The 17,091-nt window shown below is 63.0% G+C and carries 18 protein-coding genes and 2 pseudogenes; 9 read left to right on the top strand and 11 right to left on the bottom strand.

Translation table 11 applies throughout. The features are described 5' to 3' along the window. Positions 1-14: 14 nt before the first annotated feature. Positions 15-380 carry a hypothetical protein gene (locus SB659_RS17415; protein WP_410551249.1) on the top strand — a complete coding sequence of 122 codons (366 nt, stop codon included), beginning with the start codon at positions 15-17 and terminating at the stop codon, positions 378-380. Between the two features lie 23 nt (positions 381-403). Here the strand turns inward: SB659_RS17415 and SB659_RS17410 are convergent, their stop codons facing one another. The 3 genes and pseudogenes from SB659_RS17410 to SB659_RS17400 form a co-directional block, all read right to left on the bottom strand. Next, positions 404-1,546, bottom strand: a complete 1,143-nt coding sequence (locus SB659_RS17410; protein WP_410551248.1) for a MalY/PatB family protein — start codon at positions 1,544-1,546, stop codon at positions 404-406. Positions 1,547-1,638: 92 nt separating this feature from the next. Beyond that, a complete protein-coding gene (locus tag SB659_RS17405; RefSeq protein WP_410551247.1) occupies positions 1,639-2,055 on the bottom strand; it encodes a RidA family protein in 417 nt (138 codons plus the stop codon). 301 nt (positions 2,056-2,356) lie between these two features. Then, a pseudogene (locus SB659_RS17400) lies at positions 2,357-2,782 on the bottom strand (IS110 family transposase); the annotation flags it as partial. A 439-nt stretch (positions 2,783-3,221) separates the two neighbouring features. On the opposite strand from SB659_RS17400, the gene SB659_RS17395 reads away from it, so the two are divergent. The 4 genes and pseudogenes from SB659_RS17395 to SB659_RS17380 all read left to right on the top strand — a co-directional run bounded on the left by SB659_RS17395 (position 3,222) and on the right by SB659_RS17380 (position 6,753). Next, positions 3,222-3,551: a metal-sensitive transcriptional regulator gene (locus SB659_RS17395; protein WP_410551246.1), complete on the top strand. Its 330-nt coding sequence runs from the start codon at positions 3,222-3,224 to the stop codon at positions 3,549-3,551. A gap of 50 nt (positions 3,552-3,601) precedes the next feature. Then, the gene (locus tag SB659_RS17390) at positions 3,602-3,925 is read left to right on the top strand and encodes a heavy-metal-associated domain-containing protein (protein ID WP_410551245.1); all 324 of its coding nucleotides are present in this window, start codon (positions 3,602-3,604) and stop codon (positions 3,923-3,925) included. Positions 3,926-4,024: 99 nt separating this feature from the next. After that, positions 4,025-6,276 (top strand): annotated as a pseudogene (locus tag SB659_RS17385) (heavy metal translocating P-type ATPase). 216 nt (positions 6,277-6,492) lie between these two features. After that, positions 6,493-6,753 (top strand): hypothetical protein, encoded by a 261-nt coding sequence (locus SB659_RS17380; protein WP_410551244.1) that lies wholly within the window; start codon positions 6,493-6,495, stop codon positions 6,751-6,753. Here the strand turns inward: SB659_RS17380 and SB659_RS17375 are convergent. The 8 genes from SB659_RS17375 to SB659_RS17340 all read right to left on the bottom strand — a co-directional run bounded on the left by SB659_RS17375 (position 6,744) and on the right by SB659_RS17340 (position 13,940). Next, a complete protein-coding gene (locus SB659_RS17375; protein ID WP_410551243.1) occupies positions 6,744-7,064 on the bottom strand; it encodes a hypothetical protein in 321 nt (106 codons plus the stop codon). The genes SB659_RS17380 and SB659_RS17375 overlap by 10 nt on opposite strands. Beyond that, the gene (locus SB659_RS17370) at positions 7,064-7,696 is read right to left on the bottom strand and encodes a division plane positioning ATPase MipZ (RefSeq protein ID WP_410551242.1); all 633 of its coding nucleotides are present in this window, start codon (positions 7,694-7,696) and stop codon (positions 7,064-7,066) included. The genes SB659_RS17375 and SB659_RS17370 overlap by 1 nt, the downstream gene beginning before the upstream one ends. Before the next feature lie 620 nt (positions 7,697-8,316). Further along, complete coding sequence (locus SB659_RS17365) at positions 8,317-9,930, bottom strand: hypothetical protein (RefSeq protein WP_410551241.1); 1,614 nt, start codon at positions 9,928-9,930, stop codon at positions 8,317-8,319. Positions 9,931-10,320: 390 nt separating this feature from the next. Further along, positions 10,321-10,566 (bottom strand): hypothetical protein, encoded by a 246-nt coding sequence (locus tag SB659_RS17360; RefSeq protein WP_410551240.1) that lies wholly within the window; start codon positions 10,564-10,566, stop codon positions 10,321-10,323. Positions 10,567-10,638: 72 nt separating this feature from the next. Continuing rightward, a complete protein-coding gene (locus SB659_RS17355) occupies positions 10,639-12,036 on the bottom strand; it encodes a MinD/ParA family protein (protein ID WP_410551239.1) in 1,398 nt (465 codons plus the stop codon). Between the two features lie 9 nt (positions 12,037-12,045). Beyond that, positions 12,046-12,561, bottom strand: a complete 516-nt coding sequence (locus SB659_RS17350; protein ID WP_410551238.1) for a hypothetical protein — start codon at positions 12,559-12,561, stop codon at positions 12,046-12,048. 11 nt (positions 12,562-12,572) lie between these two features. After that, positions 12,573-13,586 carry a CHAP domain-containing protein gene (locus tag SB659_RS17345; RefSeq protein WP_410551278.1) on the bottom strand — a complete coding sequence of 338 codons (1,014 nt, stop codon included), beginning with the start codon at positions 13,584-13,586 and terminating at the stop codon, positions 12,573-12,575. A gap of 78 nt (positions 13,587-13,664) precedes the next feature. Then, a complete protein-coding gene (locus tag SB659_RS17340; protein WP_410551237.1) occupies positions 13,665-13,940 on the bottom strand; it encodes a helix-turn-helix domain-containing protein in 276 nt (91 codons plus the stop codon). Between the two features lie 143 nt (positions 13,941-14,083). On the opposite strand from SB659_RS17340, the gene SB659_RS17335 reads away from it, so the two are divergent. The 4 genes from SB659_RS17335 to SB659_RS17320 are packed head-to-tail and all read left to right on the top strand — an operon-like array spanning position 14,084 to position 17,091. Continuing rightward, positions 14,084-14,698, top strand: coding sequence for a DUF6668 family protein (locus tag SB659_RS17335; protein WP_410551236.1), 615 nt, complete (start codon positions 14,084-14,086; stop codon positions 14,696-14,698). Positions 14,699-14,713: 15 nt separating this feature from the next. Continuing rightward, positions 14,714-15,001, top strand: coding sequence for a hypothetical protein (locus tag SB659_RS17330; RefSeq protein WP_410551235.1), 288 nt, complete (start codon positions 14,714-14,716; stop codon positions 14,999-15,001). Between the two features lie 14 nt (positions 15,002-15,015). Beyond that, positions 15,016-15,738, top strand: a complete 723-nt coding sequence (locus SB659_RS17325) for a hypothetical protein (RefSeq protein ID WP_410551234.1) — start codon at positions 15,016-15,018, stop codon at positions 15,736-15,738. Continuing rightward, a complete protein-coding gene (locus SB659_RS17320) occupies positions 15,739-17,091 on the top strand; it encodes a hypothetical protein (protein ID WP_410551233.1) in 1,353 nt (450 codons plus the stop codon).

Genomic DNA, 17,091 nt, shown 5'->3' with positions numbered 1-17,091 from the left:
AGCCGCCGTGAATTGTGCCTTTTGTTGAAGCGTATCCGCTGTGGTCTGTGATCCATCCCCGGGCAGGTCCTTTCTTCTTCAACATGCTGTTGCAGCAGAGGGATCATGATGGTTCTCCCTTTGCGTGCCTCCCACTGGTAGTTGAGCCATACTTCGAAGCCGTCGGTGCGCTGGAACATTGCCCGTGGCTGCAACCCGGCGCCGGCGATCCAGAGAATCGAGTCGTCCGGGGTGACTGCGTCGACGATACCTTCGCGCACGATGAGGCCTCCGCGGCACATCTGGACTCTTTGGCCGATGACAGCGCGCCAGGTGTGGTGGATACGCAGGGCCATCGTGTGTTCTCCGTTGTCGGCGGAGTTATGTCGCTTGACCCTTAGCGCACGGACTGATGACGTTTGGTTCAATCCGCATGGGTGGCTCGGCCCATCCGGGTGATGGCCTCGGTGAGGTTGGCCTGGGAAGTGGCGAAGTTGAGGCGGACATGTCCGGCCCCGCCTGCGCCGAAAACATGGCCCGAGCTCAGGGCGACCCTCGCCTTGTCCAGGAACATCCTGGCCGGACCGGCAAGGTCGGAAACGGTGGCGAGACCTTCGGGGCCGCCTGACGAATCGAGGGCGAGATGGCTGCAATCCAGCCAGGCCAGGTATGTCCCCTGTGGAGCGGTGTACCCGACACCGGGAAGATGCTCGGCGAGCAGCTTTCCGAGGAGAGCCCTGTTCGCGTCGAGGCCGTGGAGGAGAGCATCCAGCCATTCTTCACCATCACGGAACGCGGCGGTCTGGGCGATGATCCCCAAGTGGCTCGGTCCGTGGCTGACCTCTTCGGGCATACGGTGAAGATCATCGGCAGCGTCGGGTCCGGCGATTGCGAGTGCTGCCTTGAGGCCGGCGAGGTTCCAGGCCTTTGATGCGGACGTGAGCGCAAACGCGTTCTCGCTCCGGGGCACGCTGAGATATGGCGTGAATTTTGCTCCCGGAAGGACGATCGGTGCGTGGATCTCGTCCGAGACGACCCGGACCCCGTAGTTGCGGGCGAGGGCCGCGACAGCTGCGAGTTCTTCAGGGCTGTGGACCACACCGGTCGGGTTGTGTGGATTGCTGATCAGGTAGGCGGCGTTCCGTCCCCCCGACCGCGCGCGCTTGAAAGCTTCCTCGAGGGTTCCGAGGTCGATCCGGAGATCTTGTCCTAGCGGCGCTTCGATGACCCTGCGTGAATCATGGGTGATGAAGGCGTAAAAAGGTGCATAGACCGGGGAGTTGACGACGACGGCGTCTCCTGGATCTGTGATCAGCCGCAGGATTTCGACGACGCCCATCATCACGTCGGGCACGATGGCGGTGCGCTCGACGGCTAGCCCGTCCCAGCCCCAGCGCCGGGAAGCGAACACACTTATGGCCTCGGCGAACTCCGTCCCGGCCGGGTAGCCGGTGTCTCCGGCATCGATGGCCTGGTGCAGCGCTTCCGAAACGGGCGGCGCGAGCCGGACGTCCATCTCGGCAACCCACAGAGGCAGCACGTCGGAGGGATGAGTGCGCCATTTCATGCTCGTCCGCTGGCGGAGCTGTTCGAGGGAGAGCTCCTCAAGCGGGTTGCCGATTGTCGTGAGGCTGCGGGCTCGAGTCTGCCCGGCTGCCCTTAGCACAGGACAGTCATTTCAATCTCGACGCATGCCCCCAGCGGCAGCGAGGCTACTCCCATTGCCAACCGCGCATGTTGCCCTTTTTCTCCCAGGACATCGAGGGCGAGTTGGGACGCACCATCGATGACGGCGGGCGCATCCACGAATCCTTCCCCTGCTGAGACATACCCTCCGATCCGGGCGATACCCTTGACCGCATCCAACGACCCGAGTTCCTCGCGAACGACGTCCAGGCATCGGCCGGCAGCGAGCACTGCGGCCTCACGCGCCTGTTCGACGCTAACTTCCTGACCCACACGCCCGGGATACAGCAACCCACCATCTCCGATAGGGAGTTGGCCGGAGACAAAGAGCAGATCCCCCACGCGGACTGCGCGTTCATAGAGCGGTGTGGACGTAACGGACTCAGCCATGAGAAACCTTCCAGATGAGCGGGAGACGGACGCGCACAGTAGGTACGTCGATCCATCTTCAAAAGCATTCAACAAACAGTCTGAATGAATCGGAAACTTTCACAATTATTACACATTTCGTTTACATGCGGTAGACCGCAACTCCTCGCACAATGCGCAGCTTCTCAACAGTTTCCAGCATTGGTCAGCCTAAGCCATTCCAAATCTATACAACAACCTGTTGATTCTCTGATGTGATGTACGGCATACTTTCAACGGGTGGGGTTCAGGTCATCCATATCCGCCTTTTCACTCATTAGGTCGCCTGACCGCGGGCCCGAGCCAGGACGGTGATCGCCCTTGCCTGCTCGGTGTCGGCCGGCAGGGGCCGGTGCGCGTGGGCGTCGGTGCGAAGGATGATCGCCAGCACCAAGGCATCCCCCGGGTCGGACTTCTTCTTCGAGACACCGTGCCTATCGCGGTAGCGGGCGGCCGAGAGCGGATTGACCGCGTAGATCTTCCGGGTGCCGGCGCGCAGGGCTGCGACGAGCAGGCCTTGGCTTGTCTCGATCGCCACCGGGACCGGGTTCTGGGGTGTGTCTCCGTGTTCGGCGAGCCGTTCCATCAGGTCCCGGTAGCCTGCGGCGTCGTCGGTGACCCTGCGTTTGGCCAACAGCTCGCCGGTGCTGTCGATGATGGCAATGTCATGGTGGCCCTCCGCCCAGTCGATCCCGCAGTAGAGGTCCAATCTGTACTCCTCGCAGTCAAAGTGTGTTCTGTTCCCGGGGTGTGCCAGTTCGGATCACGCAGCGCCCTAATTCCAAGACTCGAAGTCAGCACCCCGAGTTTTGTTTCGGCGTCTCTGACTTCGGCCGCCGAGCGACCCCGGTCACCGGCACTGAGTGTGCGAATGGCGACCTGCCGCCGCCACAGCGCAAGCCGGCCACGGCGGCAGACCGCCAGCGCTGACCACCCCGGCAACGGGACGGCCACCTAAAGGGACTACTCTGCGAGGAGTTCGGCCGCATCGGACACCAGCACCGCCGCGCCTTCTGACATTTGCGGTCCCACCGGTCGAGGCTGCGCCGACGACCACCAGGGAGGCGCCCCAACGGGGTCCTGCTTGCGGGTGAATACCCCCACCGGGTATTTGACGGGATACCCGGGAGGGGTATAGCTTTGGGGGTATGGAAACTGTTGCCGTACCCGTTGACGAACACGTCAACCACGCCTACACCACGAACAAGGACGCCCTGCTGAAGCGACTGAGCCGCATCGAGGGCCAGGTCCGCGGGGTCAGCCGCATGGTCGAGGAGGAAAAATACTGCATCGACATCCTGACGCAGATCTCCGCGATCAATGCCGCCCTGCACAAGGTCAGTCTCGGCCTCATTGAGGACCACGTTTCCCATTGCGTGGTCAACGCCGCGGCCCGGACGATCGAAACCGGCGACCAAAGCTTCGTGGCCGACAAGGTTTCCGAAGTGACCACGGCCATCGGCCGCCTGCTGCGCTAAAAGGCCACCGCAGCGATTTTCAACCCCCACGAGAACAACCAGGAGAACACATGAGCAACGCGACGGGCTGCGGTTGTGGCTGCGGAAGCAACGCCAACAAGGGCCTCATCATCGAAACGCGGTCCGCCGCGGAAACGACGGACCTGAAAGCGAATACCGTCACCCTGGAAATTGACGGGATGACCTGCGGCCACTGCGTCGCTTCCGTCGCCGAGGAACTCCTTGCCGTCCGGGGTGTCAGCGACGTCGACATTGACCTCGCCGCCGGTGGAACCTCCACCGCTACCGTCACCACCAGCGCTCCCGTCGAGAACTCGGTTCTCGAAGCAGCCATCACGGAGGCCGGCTACACGCCCGTCTCCGTCAGCGCCTAAGCACCCGGCACCGACGGCCGGCCCCGCCGGCCCGCCGGGCACAGGGGCCGGGCCAGCGCCCGGGCCCCTGTCTCCGGATCTGCGACAAGAAATGGAATCATGAGCAACAACGTCACCTTCCCCGCCAATCAACGCATCGTCGAGCTGGACATCCAGGGCATGACCTGCGCCTCGTGCGTGGGCAGGGTCGAGCGGAAACTGGGCAAAATCGAGGGCGTCGAGGCCCTGGTAAACCTTCCGCTGGAATCGGCGCGGATCACGGTCCCCGAAAACGTCAGCGATGACCAACTCATTGCCACAGTCCAGTCGGCCGGCTACCAGGCAAACCTCAAGGCCGACCCGTACGCCACGGCCGGCGCGGGCGCCGCACGGGACACCGAAACCCCTGGCTCCCGCGACGTCGTTGAAGAACGCATGCCGGCCCCGGCCGGCCACGCCGACGTGGCCCCGAAATCGGACCTGAAACGGCGCCTGATTGTCGGTGCGATCTTCACGGTGCCGTTGTTCATCATTTCCATGATCCCGGTCGCACAATTCCCCCACTGGGGCTGGGTTGCGCTGGTACTGGCCACACCGGTCGTGTTCTGGTCCGCCTGGCCGTTCCACCGTGCCGCGGCCATTAACGCCCGCCACTTCGCCTCGACCATGGACACCCTTGTCTCCCTCGGCGTGCTGGCCGCCTACTTCTACTCCTTCTGGCAGCTGGGCGCGGACCCGAACATCACCGCACACACCGGCATGTCCATGAGCGACCACGCACTCTACTTCGAAACCGCCGGGGTGGTGGCAACCTTCCTGCTGCTAAGGCGCTGTTGGATCTGGGCGCCAAGGAAGCAACGGTGCTGCGTGACGGCGTCGAAACCAGAATCCCAACCTCTGAACTAATACAGGGGGATGAATTCGTGGTCCGCCCGGGCGAGAAGATCGCCACCGACGGCTTTGTCGTCACCGGCCACTCCGCGATCGATACCGCCCTGGTCACCGGCGAATCGGTACCCGTCGAGGTAGGCCCGGATGACACCGTCACTGGGGCCACCATCAACACCTCCGGCCGCCTTGTAGTCCGGGCCACCCGCGTCGGCAAGGACACCACGCTGGCCCAGATGGGGCGCCTGGTCTCCGAAGCCCAGACCGGCAAGGCCCCGATCGCCCGGCTGGCCGACCGCATCTCCGCCGTTTTCGTACCGATCGTGCTGGCCATCGCCGTTCTGACCTTCGTGCTCTGGATGGTGTTCACCGGAGACCTGAACGCAGCGTTCGCCGCATCCGTCGCGGTGCTGGTCATCGCCTGCCCGTGCGCCTTGGGACTGGCGACCCCCATCGGTCTGCTGGTGGGCACCGGGCGCGGCGCCCAGCTGGGCATCCTGATCCGCGGGCCACAGGTCCTCGAGGACACCCGCAAGATCGACACCGTGCTGCTGGACAAGACCGGCACCATCACCGAAGGCAATCTCGCAGTCACCTCCATCACCCCCGCCGAAGGATTCAGCCGGGCCGAACTGCTGGCCCTGGCCGGTGCGGTCGAGTCCGGGTCCGAGCACCCGATCGCCCACGCCATCGTCGACGCGGCACAGGCTGAAGCGCCCCTTGGGGTGGCCACCTCGTTCACCTCGGCACCGGGCGGCGGCGTCCGCGCCGCCGTCGCCACCCGAACCGTGGTTGCCGGCCGGGAAAGCTGGCTTGCCGAAAACGGCATCGACCTGACCGGCGCACAACGCGCCGGCCTTGCCGCCGCCCAGCAGAGCGGCGCCACCTCCATCATGATCGGCGTCGACGGAAGCTTCGCCGGACTGGTCAACCTCACCGACACCATCAAGGAATCCTCCGCGGCCGCCATCGCCAAACTCAAGGACCTGGGCCTGCGCCCGGTCCTGCTCACCGGCGACAACGCGGCAGTGGCCAAGCAGGTCGCCGCCACGGTCGGAATCGCCCCGGACGATGTATTCGCCGATGTGTTCCCCGACGGCAAAGCCGAGGCCGTGCGCAAGCTGCAGGACCGTGGCCAGGTTGTTGCCATGGTCGGCGACGGCGTCAACGATGCCCCGGCCCTGGCCCAGGCGGACCTTGGCATTGCCATGGGATCCGGTACCGACGTCGCCATCGAGGCCGCTGACCTGACCATCATGGGCAACGACCTCACCCAGGTCGCCCAGTCCATCGAGTTATCCCGCAAGACCCTGGGCACCATCAAAATGAACCTGTTCTGGGCCTTCGCCTACAACACCGCCGGCATCCCAATCGCCGCACTCGGCCTCCTGAACCCGATGATCGCCGGCGCCGCCATGGCCGCCAGCTCCGTCCTGGTCGTCGCCAACTCACTGCGGCTGCGCAGCTTCAGCAAGCACAACTAGAAAAGGGGGTGCCACACGCCGGGCCGGTCCGGCCGGCTGCCAGCCGGTGAGTCCGCACCCGGTCTGCATCCTCGAAACCCGCATCTTGATTCAAGGACGAGCCATGGAAGAGCACGCCCGGCACGATGCCCACCGCGGCCACGCCCCGGTCTCCGAAGCCATGCGGACCACGCCACCCATAGCCAAGCCATGCCCGCCGGGCACGCGCATTCGGCCATGGATGAGCATGCGGTCCATCAGCGCGGCCAGCACGCCGGACACAGCACGGCGATGTTCAAGAACGAGTTCTGGCTGTCGCTGCTGCTCTCGGTCCCGGTGGTCTACTTCAGCCCCATGTTCGACCGTTTAGCCGGCTACGAGCTCCCGGCGTTCCCGGGAGCTGCCTGGATCCCGCCGGTCCTGGGAACGGTGATCTTGCTACGAAATTGCTATCCACTTGATAGCAATCATAGATCCGGGTGGCTTACTTACTCGTAACTGTCGCGGACCTGCTCGAGACCGATCCTAAGAGCACGCAATGCCATCGGATGCTTCTTGCGGCCTTCGAGCTTAGCCACGTCCGCAAGTAAGTCCATGAGTTCACGGTCCTCGTCAAAACGAAGCAACATCGTTCTGGCGGTCCCCTTGTCCCTTGAATCACTAAGTGTGGGCGTGACACTGGGCCTGGCTGGAATTCCGCGCTCAGCGCTGACAGTCGGCGAGGTCAGTAGTGGTTCAGCGGCATTGCCAAACGCCTCGATAGCCTCGTCCCTAGCTTTCTCGGACGCGGACCGCTTCTTGATTGCCACTACCCCATCAACTCCTCTACCAGCCCACGGATCTCCCTCGCTGCTTTAGGGTTCTTCCACTCAACAACTCCGAGCCCCTCCCCCACCACGTCTCGATATGCCTTGCGCTCGTACAGAACGGTTCGCAGTGGTTCGATACTCGGATAGTCGGAAAGGTAATCCCTGGCGTCGCCACTTTCAGATTCGAACGCGTTGGTTGATACCCGTGTAAGAGCCCCCCTGACTCGAAGGGTGGGATTGAAGTCACGGGCAGTTTCGATCAACCTATCGACAGTCGCAAGGGTGTCGAGGTCAAATTGACTCGATTGCGTCAGGATCAACAATTGATGGGCCGCAGTCATGGCTGTGCGCATCTCCTTGCTGTCCTTCCCTGCCACATCGACAAGGACAACGTCATAGCTCGTATCCAGTTCACGCAGTGTCTCGTGCAGGCTGCCAAGCTTCTCCACTACAAAGATGCGAGGTTCATGCCCGGCCTCTTCGCGGTCTCCGGCCCAGCGAGCAGTGGACCGCTGCCGGTCACCGTCCACGACCGCTATACGCATCCCCCGCTTCGCCAGCTCAACAGCAAGGTTCGTTACAACCGTGGACTTGCCTACGCCGCCCTTTTCGCTACCCACAACAATGATCATGCCTCCAATCTAATGCCGAGAATGATAGCAAAACGCTAGCGACACGCTACCTGTTTGGTAGCACTATGAAAGCAGTATCAAATAGCCCCGATCCGGATAAGATCCTCCGAAACCGTGCTAGCAGTTTCAAACTGCTAGCACTTCACTATCAAACATGACCGCTACAAGCGTTGAGAGACGCCCAAGCTGGACCTGCGCCGTTACTCACCCCCTGGCTGGGAGGTCATGCGTCATATCGAATACTGTTCGCTACTAAATCGCTATTGAATCACTATCAATCTGCTAGTCGTTGCGCCTGGCAGGTACGACCGACCGATGACTATGAAGAGAGCAACTTGCTAGCGAAACACTAGTTATTCGATAGCACTGTGAAAGTAGTATCAGTACTCGGGCAGCGAACCAATACACACCCCAAGTCAACGCTCTAGCGCAGTACTACAACCAACCGGCCCGAGGACCAACCTCGAACTGCTGGATGAGCCTACATTCAACGCAACGGTTCCCGGCGCGCAGTAGGATTGCTGGACGCACTTGAAGCATGCCCTAGCGAAAGCTACTAAAGCACTATCAGATCGCTAGCATTTTGGTAGCTGCCAGCGAAACCCAACTGCACCGGAGACCTATGCCGGCTGACATATTCGCCACACTGCTGCATCATCCGGGGGTAACCAATACTCATCTCTTTCAGGATCGAACAAATCGATCTCAGCGGTCGCAGGCTGCAGTGTCTTGAACCTATCGAGGTAGGCATGCCAATTCGCGCGTTCCTGGCGGTTCCGGCGGATGTGGTCAAGGTAGTCGTCGAGCACCCCGAGCCTTGCAGCGAGCATGCGGAGGTTCGCTGAAATGGTTTTCCACGTTCCACCGTGGCGCTGGATCATGCCGAGCATCTCCATCTCAGCCAATGCAGCCGAGCAGGCGTTGCGGCTGACACCACTGTTACGAGCGACTTCCACGGTGGTGGGGGAGTGGTGCCCGCGTTCGATTGCCTCGTAGACAAGGGCAGCCACGTCTCCCAGGGCCCGAAATACGGGGCGGATGGCGTGAATTTTTCCTTTTCGCCACGTTAGCTCCCGTGCAAGCTGTTGGTAGTGCTCAGGGAGCTGAATAAGGTAAACATCGGCCGCTTTCTGACGTGCGTCGGCGATCTTAGTAAGGATCCCATCAGAAGCTTGAACCAGAATGGGCAGCAGCCTGGCGATGGTGACGTGATGTTTGCCCATCGCGACAGCAAGAGTGCGGCAACCAACATCCAGGATGTCTGTTTCTTTAGCCCGCATGTATCCCAACAATCCGCGGATCAGTACGCGGAGGCTGAGGCCTTCGCGACCGCGTTTTTGGAGTCTGTGGTCAAGGACTGCGTAAAGAACATTTTCCAAGTCGTTCACGAGTTGGTGTAAGGCGGCACCGCTGGTTGTGCTTGCCCCCCCCGTGGTTAAGGTAGGGCTTGTGTTGTTAATAAGTGCACTCTTTTTCCCCCAATTACGGGGGAGCGGTTTTCGCGTGCTCGAAGCTGTGTTGGTGAAGGCCTGGGCTTTGGCCCACTCGTAAGGAAGGAGCCTTGCCTGGCGTTCTGCAGATCCGTAGAGGGCAGCTAGGCCTGGGAACTGACCGACGAGTTCGTTTTCTACCTGCTGAAGGGACCAGCCACAGGCACTGAAGTGGTTCAGCACGGCCATTCGAGCCTCGGACGGGCCCTTGTATTTAGCCGTGTCGTACAAACCGGTTCGCGCGACCCGTCTCAGCGGCGTCTCACTACTGGATTTCCGTGAGAGCGCCGGTAGCCCGCCAGTCCGTTGAGCGGCTACGGTCTTCGCTTCTCGGGCCTTCAGTGCGCGTTTGCGGGCCAGCTCCGGTGCCAACGCCGTACGCAGCTGCACTAAGCCACGTGCTGGGTTGCGGCGGCGCAGGATGTCGTACGCCTGGGACAGGGGAGTGATGAGGGTTTGGTGGCCACCGGACTTGTGGATCGTTCCTGGGACGCGGATGCAGCCGTCTGTGATGTTCTGATGGGGGCTCGGGTCAAGACTGGTGGCCATAAGGCCTAGCGCTTCGACCAGTTCCCGGGCCTCCGCTGCGTCCATCCGGTCGTGCAGCGGCACGTACAGGTGTCGTCCTCCGCTGGGGGAGAAATCCTCCACGAACCTCATGCCGCACGCCGACAACAATCGACCCACCCGGAACGCGTCCGAGTCCACCACGCCCTTCAGCGCCTTGGAGGTATCAAAGTCCAAGCACAGAGTGGAGACTCGACCATCCGGGCCGTGCACCATTACAGCAGCAGGATGTCCCGGCAGAGAGCGAGTGATCTTCGGCGCTTTTTTCGGCCGAGGATATTGAAACCTCTGCCCAATCCACCGCCCCAACCGGTACGAAGGCGCGCCAGCAATCAGCGGAGCAAGGCCCCATGCATCTTCTGGTCTGGGACGTGGAGCGACACTCACAAGAGCATGCGTTGACGTCAATACCGGTTCCGGTACCATAGGGACAGTAGTTCCTTTCGAGGTAACACAAATGGCACCCACAGGGTGGGTGTTGTAACAGCTCTGATCCGGATCTTGGCGGATGAGGGATCTGAGCGAAGGATTAGGAAGGTCCCTCCTTTTAGGAGGGGCCTTCTTCCGTTAGGAAGCCTTATCGATAGGCAGGGCTCCTTGTTCCTGGTAGTCGTCTATGTCAGGCCAAGTCGGCAACCCGCGAGCATCCAGCCGGATGCTCATCAGGAGGCGTTCGGCTGCCTGTCCTTTGGAGAGCCCCATGTGGGTGGCAAGACGTTCCACCAGAGCTTTAGCATCAGCAGCAACGTCAACTTTGAGGACGACGTTGCTGGCCCCTGTACCCCGTACGCGTCTGTGGATGGCTGCACTCATAGGCCCGAGCTTATAGGTACCGGTACCGTTAACTACGCGGCCCGTTCGGCGTGTCGTTTCCATTAGACGAGGTCAGAAGCCTTTGGCGACGGCGGCCGCTGCGGCGAGCCAGGCGCGTTGGGTGGCGGGCTGTAGTGCGTCGTAGCGGATGGGTCCGTTGACCAGGGCGGGGTCGTAGGGGATGCGGACGACGGCGCGGACGTGTGGGGTGAAGCCGTCAGCGATTCTGCGGGCTTCGTCTTTGGCGCGTTTAAGCGCGTCTCCGCTCATGCTGCGTTTGGCGTCGGTGGATTCGGAGACGATCACCACGGCGTTACGGGCGAGCTCGGCGTCGTGGCCGCCCCGGGATTCGAGCGTCTGGAGGGTCAGGCGCGCGGCCTCGGCGCGGTCCTCAATGGCTGTTACGGGGACCACGAGCTGGTTGGTGTGGTGGATCATCCTCCGCCAGTTTGCCGACCGGGCGGTGTTGCCGGAGTCCATGACGATGAGCCGGTAGTAGCGGGTGAGCACCTGGTGGGCAATGTCCACTTCCTCGGCGGTCACTTCGTGGTCGCCTTCCTCGTTCTCGTCTGAGCGCAGGACGTCGAACTTGTCCGAGGTCTGGTGGTGTACGAATCGGGCGATCTCGGCGGCGTTGGTGCTGGGGGAGAGCAGGGTCTGGGATGAGTCAATGAGGTCCAGGACGCTGTTGTCGTGGCTGCCCTGTTCGGTCCGCCAACCGAGTGTCCCTTGGGATTCGTTGTTGTCCCAGGCGACGGTGGCGGCGCCGCTGTAGCGGGCCAGTATTGCACTGAGCATGACGACGGTGGGTGTCTTATTCGCTCCGCCCTTGCGGTTGACGACGGCCACGGTGCGGGGGCCGGGCCAGTGCTGGCTCACCGTGCGGATGTCTTCGCGCTCGGCGAGTTCGTCGGGGGAGGGTTCCATGCGAAATCCCAGGCGGGTGAGCGCGCCGCGCCAGCCGCGCGTGGCCGGCTCCATCGCGGGCGCGCTGACCAGGAAGGACGTCTCTTTGAGGCTCCGACGCGTGGCCGATTCCGGGGTGGCTGCCTTGGCAGGGGTCGAGGGTTCCTGGGTGTGGTTGACGGCTTCGTTGAAGGTGACGGGGGCAGCGGGAGCCGGGGTTTCCTTGGCGGCCGGTTCTATACGGGTTGGTGCCTGTGGTGCGGCGGGGGCCGGCTCTGGGTCTTGTTGTCTCCGTCGGCTGGGCTTGGCCGGGGCGGCTTCGCTGACGATGCCTTCGGGAGTGACGACGATAAGGCCCTGCCCGTCCGGGTCGGTGGTGCTGACCCGGACGGGCCGGCCAAGCTGGGCTGCGGTCTCGGTGATGAGCTGCAGCGCCTGGCTGAGCACGGCGGCCTCGTCCTCGGCTTGGATCGGATGGGAGGTGCCGTTGATGGTGACTTCGCCGGTGCCGTTGGCGCGCAGAACGGCGTTGATCTTGGGGAAGTCGAGTGCTTGGGTTTCCATCTTCTGTCCTTACTTGGTGCCGTTCGGGGGTGTGAAGCGGTTGACTTGCCAGGGCTTGTCGGCCGCACTGCGGAGCAGCTGCACGTCGTAGTCCCCGGCATTGGTCGGGAACACGACATGGCAGCCGAAGCCGTTGCTTTCATCGATCTTGAGCTGCCCTGCCCCGGTGATCTTTTTGGCTGGGATGTTGGCCGGGTCAACGTACTGGTAATCGGCTGCGGCTTGGGCCGTCAGGAGCTGTCCGAGCTCCTGGATCCAGACCTTGTCGGTGACTGTGGGGCGGGCGTAGAGCGTCATGGCCTTGGTCGCGGTGTCCAGGGCAGTGGCCTTGCTCGGCTCGTCCCAGGCAATGCCCAGGGTGGCCGGGGCGGTGCCTCCGGGGGCCTGGGACCTTCCTCCGGCGCTCAGTGTTGCCGGGGCGGTGGTGGAGGTGCTGTGCGACGGTTCGGCGGGTGTTGTGCTGGACGCCGGGGCGCAGGCCGTGCACACGAGCACGGCCGCGAGGGCTGTCAGGGCGCGTTTCATGGTTCCTCCGGTTAGTTGCTGCCGGGCAGGTACAGGAAGGCACTGGGAGTGCGGTTCGGGACCTTGCGTGTGTAGTAGGTGTGGTCGTTCGGTGCGGGGTTGCCGTTGTAGCCCTCTTCCAGGTAGCTGCCGTCCCCGTTGACGGCCTTGACGACGGCGACGTGCCCGTAGGTGCCGTCCGCGCCACCCGCGCCGGGGGCGTACCAGACGACAGCCCCGACGCGGGGGGTCTTGCCGGTGGGCCAGCCTTTGGCGTCCCATCCGTCCTTCCAGGTCAGGGCGGATCCGAGCAGAGCACCATCGGGCCGGAAGGTGCCGTTGAGGACCTTGTAGGGCGCGCTGGCGCTGCCCAGCTGCTGGTTGACGCGCCAGAGGGCGAAGTCGACGCATTCGCGGTTGAGCATGCCCAGGGGGGAGGGCTGGTAGATCTGCGCTGTCCGCCACGGCAGGTCATCGCCCTTGCCGGACTCACCCGGGATGCCGCAGGAGCTTGCCTCCCCGGCACCGGTGGGTTTGACGTCGCCCAGGGCGGCCACGACTTCCACGGCTGCCGGCCAGTAGGCCTGGTAGTGGAAAGGGTCGGCGTTGCGCTGGACCCTGTGCGCGGCCGTGGTGGGTTCGAGCTGGTCCCAGCCGCTGACCTTTTGCAGGGCCTTGAAGAAATTGGTGGCCGAGGTCGTAGGGTTCATCCGGTCCTGGTAGGAACCCCACGCGCCATTCCCGCGCTGCTGGAACAAGCCGCGGGAGTCCGGGCCCGGGCCGTCGCCGAGGTCCAGGACGCGCAGACCGGACTCACCCATGGCTGTCATGACACCGATGGTTTGCCCTCGGGCAGACAAACCCAGGGCTTTCCCGGCGTTGATGACCAGGGCGGCATTGGTCAGCTGTTCGCCCTGGTAGCCGGCAACGGCAACCCTGGGCAGCTTGCTTTGGTCAGCGCTGACGCTGCCGGCCCCCGGTGAGCAGACGTCGGCGGCGGCTTGGGAGCCGCCGCCGAACAGGATGATGGAAAGCACCAGCACCATCGGGGCGAGAACCGCCCCGATGACCAGCACCGGCCCGGTCTTTCGATACTGCACGTGTCCCCCTCACATTCAAGGCCGCTACGTCTGGGCCTGGTCCTCGCTTGCTCGTGGCGTCTTGCCCTCGCGAAGCGTGTTCCGGTTCTCCCACACCCAGTCTTTGACTTGATCTCTGGCGATGAGCCATGTTTTCTCGACCTGGTAGGCCGGAATTACTCCGGTCTGGAGCCACCGGTAAACCGTGTTGCGGGACAGACCGAAGATCTCTTCGAGGTCCTGGGGCGTAAGACGCTCCGGGTACTTGGCGAAGAGTGCTTCCAGGTATTTAGGGTCCACGCTCAGTCCGTCCCACAGCATAGGTTCATCGTAGCCCATCCATTGGTACTGTGATGTACTAGACGTGATTGAAAGGTACTAAAGTTGTAGTTGGGGGTCACTCTTGGCCTTTCGTGTCGGATGGTACAGATACGATCTTTGCTGACATGACAGGGGGATGTGAAATGTCAATCTCAAAAAACCGGTGGATGACCTTCGCGGAGACTGTGGAGGAACCACCTCCGGCCGTTGAAGAAACGCCGGCCTTCGCGCCCGTTGGGGCCACCAGGCCCCAGCTCAGCGTTCCGCAGCCGGACGCCGCGGACAGGCTGCCCCACTGGAACGTCTCCGGAATCACCCCGGACTACTGGTGGCTGGGCGTCCACGGCGGGGCGGGTGAAACCTCGCTCGCGCGCTTGGACAAGAACACCAGGGCCGCTGAGCACCGCTGGCCCATCACGGCCGCTGGTTCCACCGTCGTCCTCGTGGCCCGGTCCAACATGTCAGGCCTTCGCGCCGCGCAGCTGGCCGCCACCGAATGGGCCTCGGGCAGTCTTCCAGGAACCCACATTGCCGGCCTTGTTGTCCTGGCCGACGCTCCTGGACGCCTTCCCAAGGAGATCCGCGAGTTCGCCCGGGTCATCGGCGGGGGAGTACCGCATCTGTGGCATTTCCCATGGATCGAGGTGTGGCGCTTCGGTCACGACGTCCCGCCCGAGGACCTTCCCAAGGAAGCCCGCACCGTGCTTGACCAGGTGCGTATCGCAACGAACACCGCTGCCGGGCTCCCGGCTAACTAGAAAGAGGAAAAACCAATGCTGTTCTCCAAGGCCATGGAATGGTCCGGCTTTGTCATTACCGAGATCCCGAACCCGGGCACAGGTGAGGCCCCTCCCGGCTCCGCCGGTCTGCTGACGATCCTCAAGTGGGTCGCCTGGATCGTCTTCGGCCTGGCCGTCGCCGGCATCCTGATCACCGCCGGAACCATGATGATCAACAACCGTCGGGGTGAGGGCGGCGAACACGCCGGCCGCCTTGCCTGGGTCCTGGGCGGCTGCATCCTCGCAGCCTCCGCCGGCGGCGTCGTCGGCGCCCTGGTCTAAGGAGGAATCAAGCCATGACGGAACCGATAAGGAACGAAGAACAAAGCCCGTTGACCAAGCCCAAGTTCATCATCTCGGCCGTTGTCGTGGCGATCATTGTTGCGCTTGGGATCATCCTGGCCCTGGTTCCCAAAGGTGGCGGCACACCGTCACCTGAACCCACCAACGCCGGACCTAGTACCGGCAGCAGCCAGCCCAACGCCACGGCCGCCGCCAGCGTATGCGGCCTTCCGTCCGGTGACCAGGCAAAGCCGGCCACCGCGCCCGACACCAAGTGGGAACTGGTCGGAAAGATCGCTGCACCGACGTCACCGAAGCAGTTCGGTCCCGGAAAGACGGAACCGAACGGCCTTCGGTCGTGCTTCGCGCACTCACCAACCGGAGCGCTATACGCAGCCGCCAACGTCACGGTTCTTTCTGCCGCGGGCAAAGCCCGCCTCGTATTCGAGCAACTGGCAGTCCCAAGCCCGGAACGTGATGCCGTATTGAAGTCATCTCCCACCGCTGTCCCGGATTCTGTGACTGCACAGCTGGCCGGATACACGATCCGCTCGTATGACTCGGATCGAGCCGTGATCGATCTTGCCTTCAAGGGAGCAAATGGAGCCCTCGTATCCATTCCGGTTCCGTTGCAGTGGTACGGCGGCGACTGGAAGTTTGTTGTACCAGCCACAGGGGACACCGGTTCACGGCAGATTGCGGATCTGAGCAGCTACATCGAGTGGGCAGGTGTGTAAATGGCCGACTGTTCAGGATGGAACGCAATAAACCCTTTTTGCCATGCGGGAGCGGCGATCGAGGATGCTGCGAATGACTCGATCAAGAACATGGCCAAGGCAATTGCTGATGCCGTGGGACAGACGGTCAAGACCCTCGGGACGTTCTGGGTGAACGTGGGGACGCCTAGCCTGACGGAAGTGCCAGGGGGAGCCACGGCGAGTGATTCGGTGTTGTTCCTGCAGAACAGCCTCTACTTCTGGACGGCTGCTCTTGCTGTGCTGTCTGTATTGGTGGGTGCAGCCAAAATGATCATTGAACGCCGGGGAGCGCCGCTGCGGGATCTCGCCCGTTCGCTCGCAACGCTGATTGTCGTCTCGGGCGCGGGCGTCGCGGCGGTGGGGCTGCTGACCGAATCGGCGGATCAGTTCTCGGCCTGGATTATCAAGAACTCCACGGATGGAACGTCGTTCAACGACAACATCACCGGGATGTTGGCGCTCTCGGCCACTAGCCCGGTTGGATCGGTCATGATCATCCTTTTGGGGCTGATTGCGATTCTCGCTTCCATTCTCCAGATCGTGCTCATGATCGTGCGTGGTGGCCTGCTCGTGGTCCTCACGGGGATCTTCCCCACCGCGGCAGCCTTCACCAACACGGAGGCCGGAAAGGGCTGGTTCCAGAAGTGCACTGCGTGGCTGATTGCCTTCATCCTCTATAAGCCGGCAGCGGCCATTATCTACGCGACAGCGTTCCGTCTCACAGGTACCAAGATCTTCGGAAACGGTGGCGATGGCAAAGACTTCGGCTCTGCATTGTTGACGACTGTCACGGGCTTGGCGCTGATGGTCATTGCCTTGTTCGCTATGCCGGCCCTCATGCGGTTCGTGACGCCGATGGTTGGAGCGGTTGCCGGCGGCGGTGGTGCCGCTGCTGCTGGTGCTGTCGGCGGGCTGGCTTCCGGCGCCATCAACATGGGCAGCGCCGGCCGGGGTGAGGGCGGAACGGCCAGCACCATACCAAGCAGCTCACCGAATCAGTCTTCCGGCTCTCAGGGGCCTTCGGGCACCGGGAGCCAAGGCACAGCAGGGACGGCCGGCACGGCTGGTAAGACGAGCGGTCACGGTTCCTCCGCAACACCGCCCGCAGCGAGCGGTGCACAGGCAGGAACTGGAGCCCCTGCTGGCAGCGGTGGAGCTGCGACTGGTGGCCCGGCCTCCGTGGGTGGAGCCGGAGCCGCGGCTGGTGGGGCTGCGGCGGCAGCCGGCCCGGTGGGTGTCGGCGTCCTGGCAGCACAGAAAGGCCTTGAGGCCGGCCATGCGGCTGCCGGGGCTGTCAGGAACATGAGCGAAGAATCAACGGGGGGTGCCTGA

This window comes from Arthrobacter sp. SIMBA_036 (assembly GCF_046535135.1).
In the GTDB taxonomy this organism is placed as follows: Bacteria; Actinomycetota; Actinomycetes; order Actinomycetales; family Micrococcaceae; genus Arthrobacter.
Note: the sequence above shows the minus strand (reverse complement) of the source record. Positions and strands in the feature narration are given on the sequence as shown.

What these genes read in the sequence shown, in the direction of transcription:
- SB659_RS17410 (WP_410551248.1), bottom strand. Translation starts at nt 1,546, where the DNA reads ATGAAATGGCGCACTCATCCCTCCGACGTGCTGCCTCTGTGGGTTGCC.
- SB659_RS17405 (WP_410551247.1), bottom strand. Translation starts at nt 2,055, where the DNA reads ATGGCTGAGTCCGTTACGTCCACACCGCTCTATGAACGCGCAGTCCGC.
- SB659_RS17395 (WP_410551246.1), top strand. Translation starts at nt 3,222, where the DNA reads ATGGAAACTGTTGCCGTACCCGTTGACGAACACGTCAACCACGCCTAC.
- SB659_RS17390 (WP_410551245.1), top strand. Translation starts at nt 3,602, where the DNA reads ATGAGCAACGCGACGGGCTGCGGTTGTGGCTGCGGAAGCAACGCCAAC.
- SB659_RS17380 (WP_410551244.1), top strand. Translation starts at nt 6,493, where the DNA reads ATGGATGAGCATGCGGTCCATCAGCGCGGCCAGCACGCCGGACACAGC.
- SB659_RS17370 (WP_410551242.1), bottom strand. Translation starts at nt 7,696, where the DNA reads ATGATCATTGTTGTGGGTAGCGAAAAGGGCGGCGTAGGCAAGTCCACG.
- SB659_RS17360 (WP_410551240.1), bottom strand. Translation starts at nt 10,566, where the DNA reads ATGAGTGCAGCCATCCACAGACGCGTACGGGGTACAGGGGCCAGCAAC.
- SB659_RS17355 (WP_410551239.1), bottom strand. Translation starts at nt 12,036, where the DNA reads ATGGAAACCCAAGCACTCGACTTCCCCAAGATCAACGCCGTTCTGCGC.
- SB659_RS17350 (WP_410551238.1), bottom strand. Translation starts at nt 12,561, where the DNA reads ATGAAACGCGCCCTGACAGCCCTCGCGGCCGTGCTCGTGTGCACGGCC.
- SB659_RS17345 (WP_410551278.1), bottom strand. Translation starts at nt 13,586, where the DNA reads ATGGTGCTGGTGCTTTCCATCATCCTGTTCGGCGGCGGCTCCCAAGCC.
- SB659_RS17340 (WP_410551237.1), bottom strand. Translation starts at nt 13,940, where the DNA reads ATGCTGTGGGACGGACTGAGCGTGGACCCTAAATACCTGGAAGCACTC.
- SB659_RS17335 (WP_410551236.1), top strand. Translation starts at nt 14,084, where the DNA reads ATGTCAATCTCAAAAAACCGGTGGATGACCTTCGCGGAGACTGTGGAG.
- SB659_RS17330 (WP_410551235.1), top strand. Translation starts at nt 14,714, where the DNA reads ATGCTGTTCTCCAAGGCCATGGAATGGTCCGGCTTTGTCATTACCGAG.
- SB659_RS17325 (WP_410551234.1), top strand. Translation starts at nt 15,016, where the DNA reads ATGACGGAACCGATAAGGAACGAAGAACAAAGCCCGTTGACCAAGCCC.
- SB659_RS17320 (WP_410551233.1), top strand. Translation starts at nt 15,739, where the DNA reads ATGGCCGACTGTTCAGGATGGAACGCAATAAACCCTTTTTGCCATGCG.